Source organism: Tenacibaculum ovolyticum DSM 18103 (genome assembly GCF_000430545.1).
GTDB classification, from domain to species: Bacteria; Bacteroidota; Bacteroidia; order Flavobacteriales; family Flavobacteriaceae; genus Polaribacter; species Polaribacter ovolyticus.
The window spans coordinates 158,551-171,717 of the sequence record NZ_KE387164.1 but is presented as its reverse complement, the minus strand read 5'-3'; the positions used below and the strand labels follow the sequence as shown (position 1 = coordinate 171,717).

At 31.1% G+C, this 13,167-nt stretch carries 8 protein-coding genes; all 8 read right to left on the bottom strand.

Annotated features, from left to right (window positions below):
- Window positions 1-17: 17 nt before the first annotated feature.
- Window positions 18-599: an acyltransferase gene (locus H518_RS0115480; protein WP_028889913.1), complete on the bottom strand. Its 582-nt coding sequence runs from the start codon at window positions 597-599 to the stop codon at window positions 18-20.
- Window positions 600-644: 45 nt separating this feature from the next.
- Window positions 645-1,385, bottom strand: coding sequence for an energy transducer TonB (locus tag H518_RS0115475; protein ID WP_028889912.1), 741 nt, complete (start codon window positions 1,383-1,385; stop codon window positions 645-647).
- 107 nt (window positions 1,386-1,492) lie between these two features.
- Window positions 1,493-2,215 (bottom strand): energy transducer TonB, encoded by a 723-nt coding sequence (locus tag H518_RS0115470; protein WP_028889911.1) that lies wholly within the window; start codon window positions 2,213-2,215, stop codon window positions 1,493-1,495.
- A gap of 74 nt (window positions 2,216-2,289) precedes the next feature.
- Window positions 2,290-2,658, bottom strand: a complete 369-nt coding sequence (locus tag H518_RS0115465; RefSeq protein ID WP_043707110.1) for a VanZ family protein — start codon at window positions 2,656-2,658, stop codon at window positions 2,290-2,292.
- Window positions 2,630-3,010, bottom strand: coding sequence for a glycine cleavage system protein GcvH (gcvH, locus tag H518_RS0115460; RefSeq protein WP_028889909.1), 381 nt, complete (start codon window positions 3,008-3,010; stop codon window positions 2,630-2,632). Before gcvH ends, H518_RS0115465 begins: the two co-directional genes overlap by 29 nt.
- 27 nt (window positions 3,011-3,037) lie before the next feature.
- A complete protein-coding gene (gene sov, locus H518_RS0115455; protein ID WP_043707109.1) occupies window positions 3,038-10,219 on the bottom strand; it encodes a T9SS outer membrane translocon Sov/SprA in 7,182 nt (2,393 codons plus the stop codon).
- Window positions 10,220-10,225: 6 nt separating this feature from the next.
- The gene (ruvA, locus tag H518_RS0115450; protein ID WP_028889907.1) at window positions 10,226-10,807 is read right to left on the bottom strand and encodes a Holliday junction branch migration protein RuvA; all 582 of its coding nucleotides are present in this window, start codon (window positions 10,805-10,807) and stop codon (window positions 10,226-10,228) included.
- 53 nt (window positions 10,808-10,860) lie between these two features.
- Entirely contained in the window at window positions 10,861-13,137 is a 2,277-nt protein-coding gene (locus H518_RS0115445; protein ID WP_028889906.1) for an NADP-dependent malic enzyme, read from the bottom strand.
- Window positions 13,138-13,167 lie beyond the last annotated feature (30 nt).

The following is a 13,167-nucleotide window of genomic DNA, read 5'->3' as shown; positions in this document are numbered from 1 at the left end:
ATAAAAAGATTGTAAACTTAAATTTTAGAAACCTTATTATTTATAATATTATACTTCTCGTTACTTTCAATACAAACCGCCTCTCCATTTTTATCAAAATTTAAGCGATGTCCATACTCACTAACCCAACCTATTTGTTTCGAAGGGTTACCAACTACTAATGCATAAGGTAGCACTTCTTTAGTAACTACTGCACCTGCACCAACAAATGCATATTCACCAATGTTATTACCACACACAATTGTTGCATTAGCACCTATACTTGCGCCTTTTTTAACAATTGTTTTTAAATATTGATCTTGTCTTTTTATGGCACTTCTTGGATTTATAACATTTGTAAATACCATTGATGGCCCTAAAAAAACATCATCATCACAAATAACACCTGTATAAATAGATACATTGTTCTGAACTTTAACATTATTACCCAGAATAACTTTAGGTGAAACAACTACATTTTGACCTATATTACAATTATTTCCTATAATACAGTTAGGCATTACATGGCTAAAATGCCAAATTTTAGTACCTAAACCAATACTACAATTATCATCAATTACTGCTGTTTCGTGTGCAAAAAAAAGTTTTTGTGTATCCATAAAACAAAAATAAAAAACTCAACTTAAATAGTTGAGTTTTTAAATTTATTCTACTTTAAAAGTAATTGGCAAAGTATATTTAACTTTTACAGGTTTATTATTCTGTTTACCTGGTATAAATTTGGGTATTTTACTTACCACTTTATTCGTTTCTTTTGTTAATCTTTTATGTGGTGCTCTTATTTTCACATCAGATATCACCCCTGATTTATCTATTATAAATTGTGTGAAAATTTTATACTTCCCTGATCTTAATCCTAAATCTTGTGCTATTTCTGCATCAAAATAACGCTGTACATGTTTTTTAATTTTTTTCTCAAAGCATTTTCTATTATCTTCTTCTGATAATCCTTCACACCCTTTAAAAACAGGTCTATTTTGAACGTTATTTATAGATACTGGTCCTTCTATTGGTTTTATAATTTTTGATTCTTTTTTCTTCTTACCAACGGTAATTGTTGGTGTGTTTTTAATTGGTAAATTAATTACAGGTGCTGGAGCTATTTCAGGTCTTTTTTCAATTACCGGAGGAACAATAGTTATAACAGGTTGTACTTTTACTGGCTTCTTCACAACAGTTTTAACTTTCTCGATAATAATATCTGGTGAAAAGTCAAAAATTGTTTCTATTTCTCTACCTGAATCATCATAAAATTGTGCTGTTTTTTCAGTTTCATGCTCAAGTGAAACAAAAACAATAAATAGTACAAGTACTAAACCTAATTGGGTAAAAATTGATGAAAATTTTTCTAATTGTTTTCTAGGGGTCTTTTTTTGTGCTTTCATAGTTATTAATTTTAGTGTTAATACTATGTTAAAAACAAGAAGCGTGCCAATAAAAAAAGCAACCCTAAATAGGATTGCTTTCTTATGCTTTATACTGTGGTTATTTACTACTCAACATTAAAAGTAATAGGTAAAGTATAACCAACTCTTACAGGTCTACCTCTTTGTCTACCTGGTTTCATTTTCGGTATCTTTCTAGCTACACGCATTGCCTCTTTTTTTAATCTTGGGTGAGGTGCTCTTGCATTTACACTTGTAATAGATCCATCTTTGTCAATTTTAAATTGAACATAGATTCTTTTCTTACCAGGAGCTAAACCTAATTCGTTTGCCAATTCTGCATCAAAATAACGTTGTACGTGCTTTTGTAACTTTTTGTTTAAACAAGCTTTCTTTTGTGCTTTTGTTCCTTTACATCCAGGGAAAATAGGCACTTCTTCAATAATTGAAAAAGGTACATCTTCAACTACTTCTTCTTCTTCCTCAACTTCTACAATTTCTTCAACTTCTACAGCTTCAGATTCATCAGTCTCAGTAGTTTCTATAACTGTCTCTTCAACTTCTTTTTCATCCTCAACAACTTCAATCTTTTCAGGAGCTGGTGGTGGTGGTGTATTAGGTTTTGGCTTTGGTGGTTCAATTTGAAGTTCAATGGTTTCTTCTTCAATTTCTGAAGCCATGTTCGCAGAACCTAAATCTCCATATGTTTTATCATATGTTTTATTTTCTATTGCAATATATGTTACAAATAAAGCTAAAACCAAACCTAACTGCATAAACAGTTTACTATAATTCTCTAAGTTTGATTTTGGATTTTTCTTAATTTCCATCCTAAATGTTTTTTTAATAGTTCGCTAATTTAATTAAATTATTTTAACTTTTACAAGCTAATTCCTTTAAATAACTACATTTTCCTTAAAAAAAGAAAGTAAATGGTATAAGCTATTAAAATACCCGTCGTGTTTGCTGCAATATCTAAAATATCTCCAGTTCGATATGATGTTGCTGTAACTTGAAGAGTCTCAATAATTATGCCGTAAAAAAAACAACAAAACACAACAATAAGTTTATTGATTTTTGTTGTTCTGAAGACCATTAACCAAAAAAAAGTTAAAACAAAATAAGCGAGAGCGTGCTCATATTTATCTAAATTATTTATTTGAATTGGTTGAGGACCTATCTTTATTAAACTAAGAATTGCAATACTAATAGTAATTAGTATTGCAATTGCTTTAATTTTTATATTATCCTTTAATAAGTTCTTGATACGCATCAGCACTTAATAAATCTGCAGTTTGTGAATCATCTGATAGTTTAATTTTTATCATCCAACCATTACCATAAGGATCAGAATTTACTAATTCTGGCTCATCTTCTAATGCTTCGTTAAATTCAACTACTTCTCCTGATAAAGGCATAAAAAGATCTGAAACAGTTTTAACCGCTTCTACTGATCCGAAAACCTCTTCAATATCTAAAGTATCATCTAAAGTATCAACATCTACATATACGATGTCACCTAACTCACCTTGTGCAAAATCAGTAATACCAATTGTAGCAACACCTTCTTCGATCTTTACCCACTCGTGGTCTTTTGTATATTTTAATTCTGATGGAATGTTCATTGTCCTTATTTATTTAATTTGTTTGTTTTAGTTTCCTAGGTTATATATTAAATTAATACCTGCATTAATTGATTGTCTTGGAAAAGTTGTTGAAACAGCATATTGAAACGTTTGATGATTGTAATAAAACGATGCTGTTAAATTGCTACTTAAATTATAATCGGCTATAAATTTAAACCCGAATAATTTCTCTCCTCCTGTTATTTGACTATTTTGTTCATCAACACTTCTTATTAAGGTTAGATTATCTCTTAATGAAATATCTGCTCTTAGATTAATGTCTCCTTTTAACGTTTCTTTTTTTCCTGTAAATCTGGTTACAAATTTAACATCTTTAATTTTATATCCAAATCCTACAACATATTCTGTTCCTTTTATATCTGTTAAGGTATTGTTATTAAAGTTTAATGTTAAACTTCTATCCCTCCTTATTTCACCTTTAAAAGAAAATGAACTTTTCATTCTAAAATCAACTTTTACTAATGGTGAAAACTCATCAATTAAAGTTGCCGACGAAAGTAATAGTTCTGATTGATAATTCCCAGAATTATTTGTCTTTGGTGGATTTCCTACAGATATTGGTGAATTTGAGTCAACTCCACCATATTGCAAATTATTAGTGTAATTACCTATTGTATAAGATGACTTATAGCCATGCGACAGGGTAAATGCTGAGAAATTCTTTTTAAACCACTTAAATTTCATAAAACCATTATAACGTAATGTCCAATTTGGAATTGGAATGTTTTTAAAAACACCTGTGCTTACCGAATTTGCATTCTTTCCTGAGTATGCAGCAATAAACGCTGGTAACATAGCTTGTTGTCCTGAAGTTTGATATCCTGATGTTGGTGTATTTGGCACTCCTAACGAAGTCGCTAACCTATCAGCTACTATACTTCTATTTTGTAAAAAGTTTTGATATAAAACTTCACTATCTGTAAAAATAGTACCTAACATAAAGTGACTAATACTATAGTTACCTGTTTCAAATGCTTTTATATTTGGGTCTTGATGAAAACCTCCACTACCATCAGAAATTACATCTAGCTGTTGGTTTAAGTTACTTGTTTGAATTCTATTACCTCTTAAATTAATTGTTAAGCTCTTAAATGGTTTAACAGCAATATTATAATCTAATTTTTTATATCTTGTTTTTCCATAGTTCTTATTATAATAAGGTTGTTTATCGTCTGTTTGGCTTGTTCTTGTTACCAACCACCCGTTTTCAATAGCTGTATTTAAAATATCTGTTTGACTTCCAAATACAAATCCTAGTGTAGGTGCAGAGCCTCCTCCATAATTATTTCTTCCCAAGAAACCAACCGATGGTTTATACCCTTCCAATAAAGTTCCATTATTTTGAGAATAACTTATTTTTGCTCTTTTTACTGAAGTTAACACATCATACATCCCTTTCATTACTTTGTGTCCAAAAGAAGCATTCTTTTTTAATTTTGGCTTTTTTGCTGCTACTTGTGCTCCTAATGTTGCTTCTCCTTTTTTTGTTGGTTTTTTCCTAGCTCCTTTTAGTAATAATTTATCAAGTCGTAACGTCTTATAAAAACGTCCAAAATCAATATTTGTATTTAAGTTATGTGTGTTTGCATTCTGAATCATGTTACCAACAACTTCCTGAAAGTCAATAACGGTAACTTCTCCTGTACTTGCATCTGTATTTTCAATAACACTTTGTGATCCTGATTTCCAATTAAAATCTGCAGTATACCCATAATCTGCATTTATAAAACTTAAATATGGTAACTTATTAATCGGCAATTTATAAGTTGCATTTAATTTTTGATTATAATTATCTGGTCTACCTATATTAAAAAATTGATCATAAATTTCTAAGTCTTCATCAGCTCCAAAACCATCATAAATATAATTATTCGTAGCATTAAAGTTTAATTGTAGCGATTTTGTTAAATCAAAACCAATAGTATAATCCCAATTAAACATAAATCTGCGCTGAACTAATTCAGGTTGTGCAGGTAATGGATTAACAGGATCAACAATTAAATTTCTTGATTGTTGCGAATTGTAATTTCTATTAATCTTAGAATTAAGTGCTATGGTTTTTGGTACAGGATTAAAGTTTAAATCTTTTATAAATTTATAAAATTTACTCTTAAATTTTTTCGACTTTTTAAAAGGTTCGATAACAAAAGGCTTAAAACTAAAACTATAACTAGCTCCTGCCATTACATTTTTATTCTCAAACTTTTCAATATTATAATCTTTATGAAACTCTTCATTATGTGCATAAGAAACTGATAAATTTTCTACATCGTAAAATTTAGGCTTTTTCTTACTTTCAGGATTTTTATTCTTTTTTACGTTTATAAAACTTATACTTTTTCTACGCGTATAATCTTGTGCATTTTTACTATTTGGATTTTTATCTAAAGCATCTTCTAATGCTACGTCCTGAAACTGTGGATCATATTTAGGGTCTCTAAATTCTTCTCCATAACTATAACTCATAGGTATTTGCATACCCCATTTTTTAGGCATCATTTTACCTAATTGAATATTTGTAGCAACACTATATTGTTTTATTTCTTCAATACTTCTTTGTTGTACTCTATCTTCTACATTACCAAAACCAATGGTAGACATTCTACCTGCTAAAGAAACATCCATTACATCTGCAAGGTTAGCATCTGCATTTAAAACCGCAGCCCAACCGCCTTTATTATCAAAACCTACAGCACGTAATTCATTAAACCAAACTTCAATATTTTTTGAATCAGTTGATGTGTTCTTAACACCTAACATTACTGTTCTTATTTGTGCCAATGTTGGATTTCCTTTTACATAAATTTTCAACCCGTTAGAACTTGTTCCTGAAAATATATCTGTAATACTTGTTCCTGTTCCTATTGGTCTTTCAATTTTTAAATTTGCTAGCTCTTGCAAAGGGACTACCAAATTATTTTCCTTTGGCCAAACACCTGTTGGTGTAGTAGATCCGTTAGAAGGAGATAATTTTAATGGTTTATGAATTTCGTAATAATTATCATTTAAATCAGTACCTAAACGAACAACAGCTACTGTTTCATCATCTTGTGTAGTAGAACTCGTAGGTGCTTCAGCATGCAAAAACATACGTAAATTCTTATACCTACGCATATCTATACTTATATTTTTGTAAATAGTTCTTTGTTCGTCTGCGGGTAAATCTGTTACTTTTAAAGTTACTGACTGCTCATTCTGTCGTTGAATTCTGTTTGTACCTTGTAACTGCTCTCTTTCAATTCCTGGAGGAAGCTGATATTTATCTGAGTTTTGCTCAATACTTACAACTCCAACTTCAAACTTATTAAGCTCTGCATTATCCAAACTAACAGGAACTCCAACATTTGGAAATGTTTTTGTATACCTACGCCAATCTCCTCTCACTAACTCTAACTCACCAAATCGTAAAACTACAGGCATTTTAAATTGTGAAAGAAACATTCGTATAAAACGGATACTATTAAAATCGGTAATTCCATTAATTGCATTCGCTCCATTTCTAACAGGAATTCTAAACTGATACCATGTCGCATTTCTTGAAGTTCCATCTACTAATGTAACCTGCTCATTTTTTATATCGATAATATGATTTTGCCCAAGCTGTAAATCACTTTTATTTAATGAAATTTCGTATTCAAAATAACTATTAACAGGATTCATTGTTTGATCCTTGTTTATATCTTCAGTATCTGGGTATGCTGTTGAAGAGGTTGGATATGATTCACCTGATTGACTTGCTGTTGGTGAGTTTCCTTGTGTACCGTTAAAATTTTTATAACGTGATAAAACTGAAGGACTTGATGCCTCTATAGCTCCTCCTCTAAAATATTGAAAGTTATCTCCCGCAGGATCTTCTAATGAAGCAAATGCTGGATATTTAATTTTTTCTTCTTCATCTGATAAACCATCCAAACCAATATCTTGATTTTCTCTAGCTTCATTACTTGAATCGAAAGCATATAATATTGATGGGTTAATTGGTATATTACCCCAAGTTGTAGTATTTACATTTGTTCCGTCAATTTTATTTCCATCAACAGGTAATCCGTTTTCATACTGCTTTCTTCCATCTTTCAAAATGTCTTCAGAAACATTACCTAAATTAATGAACAACTTACCTACTTGATTACTTATATCTTTAGCATTCACTCCAACAGGCATTCCTTCTTCTTGTTTAATAGAATGATTTTCGTAAGGATCCATTAACCAGAATTGAATATATTCTACATTGGCTTGCTCAAAATTATTCGTTGTTAATGGGCGCATAATTCCACCCCAACGTTCTTCAGGAGTTACAGAACTAGCATTTTCGTTATAATTATACGGCCCTTTTTCAGCAGGATAGTATGCTAAATCTAGTGTTCTCACTAAATTTTGTTGTGTAATATCTAAATCGGTATTCGGAAATAATTCATTGTACCTAATTTGACGAACTTCATCTCTTGATAATTCCGTCTCATCAATATTACTAGGTCTATTACTGCTACCGTAAAATAACTGATCTACATTATACCATGCAATTTTACCTCTTTTATAATTATATGATAAATCTCCTGTACCACCATCAAAACCTTGTGATTCAGGTGTACTTGCTAAAAACCATTGCTGTGGCGAATTTAAGTTAATTGGTATTTGAGATGCTTCAAAGTCATCTAAATATGATGTTGCAGTTCCATCGACATTAATTCCACTAGGTGATCCTGGTAATAAATATGCCATATCAGCCCTAACCGATACATTTGATGATGCATCAGTTTCAACAAATGGTAATCTATTTGCTAATTTTGTTAAATATGGTACTTCAGCTGAATAATCTAAGTTTAAACCTAACATCGTATTATCTATAGGTTCACCTCCAAAATTAACTTTTGGTGTAATAGGTTTTTCACTTACATTTAAATAAGTACCTCCTAAAATAAACTTATCTGAAAAACGATGCTCTACATCAATACCTATAAATGTTTTTCTTTGCTGACTAAATAAAGTATTACTTTCTGTTGTTGCGTTAATTGGAATTCCAGAAGCTTCTAATCCTGGATCTAAAATCTGTACTCTTCCTAGCTGATAATCTACAACATAATCAATTCCTTCAACCAATTGTCGTCCTCCTGCTGTAACTCTAACAGAACCTCTAGGAATATTAAATCCTCCTAGCGATATACCTCTACTAGATTCTGATTTAAAATATCCTTTTAAAAAGAATTTGTCTTTATTTTGATATTCGTTTTTTGCTTGAATTTTTGTTGTTAAATATAATTCTTCGAATAAATATTTTTCTTGATCTACAGCATTAGTAAGCTCCCCTTTTAAGTCATTTCCAAATGGTTCTGGTTCTGGAAACAATACGTATCCTCTCTCTGAGTTAACTGTTATTCCATCTACATAATCAAAAAAACCATCTCCATTAGGAACCGTATACTGACTTTGATCTAGTTTATCTAAATTTAAAATACGTAATAATGGCTTATCTCTAATCCCTGAAGTTAAAGCCTTTTGTAAAGTATTTTGTAAAGTTCCTGTTTCATCATCACGGTATAATAATTCAAATCTAAAACCTTCTCGTTGTAGAGGAAAAGCACCTAACGCATATACATTTTTCATCATTAAACGCCAAGTAGGAAAAGCTTCTCCAAGACTTGTAGTTGTAGCTGTATTAGGACGTACTGTATTTAAAATCTCACTACGTAATAATTTTACTACTAAATTATCTGGTGCAACAATATCATTAGAAAATTCTCCTACTTTAAATACTGTTTCACCATTTGAGGTACCAACAACCGTATATTCATAGGCTACTGCCAAAACTTCCCCATCATTCAATCGTCTGTTCAAAGAAACAAAACCTAATTGAGGGTGCATTCTAAATTCATTAGGCTGTAACTTACGCGCATTTTGTAAATACGAATAGTTAAACCCTTGTTTTGGAGTAATTCCTAAAGATGTTATAGCATTATCTATTGTCGCAACATCTCTAATACCTCCTGATGTAGTAGTTAATAATGGGTTTAAATTATTAACTCCATTGTACGGTAATATTCTAGACCCTGAAGAAATTGCCCCAGGAATTGCATTAATTTCTGCAAAATCTACCTCATTAGCGTCACTAGACTCCCCTAAATCGGCAAGACCAACAATACTACGATAATCTGTTACATTTTGATTTCTATTTGTAATCCAAACTTCTACTCTTGTAATATTTATAGGACTACTTACTAATGGGTAGTTTGCTAGTGCCTTTTTATAATTTTCTCTAAAATATTGTCCTAAAAAAAAGTGTCTGTCATTATCGTAATCAGAAGCTCTTAACTCAAAAGGTTCAATTGTAGCTCCTCCTTCAGAAACAACTGTTTTAGATTGTGAGTTTTGTTGTGAGAATGCTGCTGTTATATATGTTTTACCAAATTGCAACTCTGTTTTTACACCAAATAATGCCTGCGCTCCGTTAATTAATGAGTTTTTAATTGGCATACTAATGTTACCAGCCTCAATGTTTCTAATAATATCATCATCTGTTGGTGTATATTCTAGTTTAATGATATTCTGAAAATCGAAAGTAGATTGTGTATCGTAATTTGTTGTTACTTTTAACCTTTTCCCTACTTTTGCTTGTAAACTTGCACTTATTTGTTGGTCGAAATCAAATGTAAAACTACTTTGGTTTTCTATAGAGATTTGAGGATTTTCATTTTTCTGATAAATCCCTCCTAACTTTATATTTACTTGTCCTGTAGGATTTACTTCAACTGTATTTCCTCCAAAAATAGATTCAAAAAACTTAGAATTCACATAATATTTTGGCAGTAAATTTTTTCTTGCTTTTTTATTTCCTTTTTTCTTAGAATTTGTTGCATCAATTTTTTCTTTAAAATAAGTTTTTACATCATTCTTTAATCGATACGTCTTATATTCTTCTGGAGTAAAATAAATAGGAGTACCAATGTAGTAATTACCTATTTTCTCTACCAAAACAAATTTATTTATTGCTTTATCATACGTTATAATTTTTTCAGACGGATTACTTAAAAAAAGACTTCCTTTCTGAGTATTACTAAAATTATATTTAAGAGGTATAACAGTATCTTTTTTTACTGCTCCTTTATTATTTCCCGAAGTGCTTTGTGAAAACGAAACAACACTTAACAATAAAGCAAGTGTTGTAAGTAATCTATTAATAATTGTCTTTTTCAAACTTTTTTATAAATTTTTTAACGCCTGTTTTATTAGCTGTTCGACACTAGCTTTAGGTGTTTCTTTTAAAATATTTCCTATAACCTTATCTACTTGTTTTCGCGCAAAGCCTAGAACCTCTAATGCAGATAACGCTTCTTCTTTATTTGTATTGTTTTGTGTAACAGAAACTTCATCTAAATCAAAGATTTTTAAAACTTTATCTTTCAAATCAACAATAACACGTTGCGCTGTTTTTGCTCCAATACCTTTAACAGATTGTATTTGTTTAACGTTTTCTGAAGCAATAGCCTGTTGTACTTCTTCTGAAGTCATTGATGATAACATTGTTCTAGCTATACTTGGCCCTACACCAGAAACTGAAGTAAGTAATCTAAATATTTCTCGTTCAACTTTACTAGAAAAACCAAATAAAGTATGCGCATCTTCGCGAATAGATAGATGCGTATAAACCAATACATTTTCATTGTCTGGTAATGCTGAATATGTATTTAAAGAAATATGTAATAAGTATCCTACTCCATTACAATCAATTACTGCATATGTAGGGTTTTTCTCTACAAGTTTCCCTTTAAGCTGTGTTATCATTCAATTGATTTTCAAGTTGTCTAAAGTAAACAATTTATTATTTATTAAAAACCTTATTTTTTTCTTAGCTTATTCTGAGCATCTACAACAGCTACAGCAGCCATATTAACCATTTCATCTACACTTGCACCTAATTGTAAAATATGAACTGGCTTACTCATTCCTAATAAAATAGGTCCAATAGACTCAACTCCATCAACTTGTTTCATTAATTTATAAGTTATGTTTGCCGATTCTAAATTTGGAAATATCAAGATGTTTGCTCTTTTTCCATTTAGTTTAGAGAAAGGAAATTCCTTGGCTAATAATTCTGGATTTAAAGCAAAATCTGCTTGTAACTCACCATCAACAATTACATTTGGCTGATTACGGTGTATATACGATACTGCTTCTCTTATTTTTACAGAGCTTTCGGCTTTTGATGACCCAAAATTTGAAAAACCTAACATTGCAATATGTGGCTTCATACCAAACATTTTTGCAAGTGATGATGTTAGTTGGCTAATTTTTGCTAAATCTTTGGCTGTAGGATTTATATTAATCGTAGTATCAGCTAAAAACATAGGTCCTTGCTTTGTAAGCATCATATTTGTTGCTGCTACTCTTGTAACTCCTTTAGCTTTTTCAATTAACTCTAACATTGGTTTTACAACAGAAGGGTATGATCTAGAATATCCAGTGATTAAAGCATCTGCTTCACCAGTATTTACCATCATTGCTGCAAAATAATTACGCTCACGCATCCACTTTTGAGCTTCTAAAAAAGAAATACCTTTACGCTGTCTTGTTTTCCAAAAAGCTTCAGCATATCTATTCCTTCTATCATTCTCTTCATCTGTCTTAGGATCAATAATAATTACTTCTGCATAAAAACCTAACTCTTTTTTCAATTCTAAAATAACGTCCTTTCTTCCTAATAAAATAGGAATTCCTATTTTCTCATCGTAAACACGTTGTGCTGCTTTTAAGACATCTAAATGATCTGCTTCTGCAAAAACAACTCTTTTTGGTTCTTTTTTGGCTCTATTATGTAATAATCGTATCTCCTTACTTCCAGTACCTGATCGATCCATTAATTCTTCACGGTATCCTTCCCAATCAGTAATTGGCTCTTGAGCTACACCTGAATCCATTGCTGCTTTCGCAATTGCTGGAGGAATTTCATATATTAATCTCGGGTCAAATGGTTTCGGAATAATGTATTCTCTACCAAAAGAAAGACTTACTTCATCATATACTATATTTACTTGCTCTGGAACTGATTTTTTTGCTAAATCTGCTAAAGCGTGTACCGCAGCCATTTTCATTTCTTCATTAATTTTAGTTGCTCTAACATCTAAAGCTCCTCTAAAAATAAACGGAAATCCTAGTACATTATTTACTTGATTAGGATGATCTGATCTTCCTGTTGCCATGATAATATCATCACGTGTATCAACAGCTAATTTATATTCAATCTCTGGGTCAGGATTTGCCATTGCAAAAACAACAGGGTCTTTAGCCATAGATAACAACATTTCTGGTGTTACCACATTTCCTTTAGACAAACCAATAAAAACATCTGCATTATGCATTGCTTCTTCTAAAGTATTCACATCTTTATCTGTAGCAAATTCTGCTTTTTGTGATGTTAAGTTGTCTCTATCTTTTCTAATAACACCTTTACTATCACACATTACTACGTTCTCTCTCTTCGCACCTAATTCTAAATACAAACGCGTACAAGAAATCGCAGCAGCTCCTGCTCCATTCACTACAATATTAACAGTAGAAATATCTTTTTCAATAATTTCTAATGCATTTTTTAAAGCCGCTGCAGAAATTATAGCAGTACCATGCTGATCGTCGTGCATTACTGGAATATCTAACTCCTCTTTTAATCTTCTTTCTATTTCAAAAGCTTCTGGAGCTTTAATATCTTCTAAATTAATACCTCCAAAAGTTGGTGCTATTGCTTTAACTGTTTCAACAAATTTGTCTACATCAGTTGCATCTACTTCAATATCGAAAACATCAATATCTGCAAATATTTTAAACAACAATCCTTTTCCTTCCATAACTGGCTTAGAAGCTTCAGGACCAATATCTCCTAAACCTAAAACAGCTGTTCCGTTAGAAATAACTGCTACTAAATTTCCTTTTGCTGTATATTTATAAACATTATTTTTATCTTTTGCTATTTCTAAACAAGGTTCTGCAACCCCAGGAGAATATGCCAACGATAAATCGTGCTGTGTTGTATATTTTTTAGTAGGTACTACTGCTATTTTTCCTGGTTTCGGTTTTGCATGATATAGTAAAGCTTCGCGCCTTTTTCTAGAATCACTCATAGGTTCGTTGTTGTTTGTTTGAACTCACAA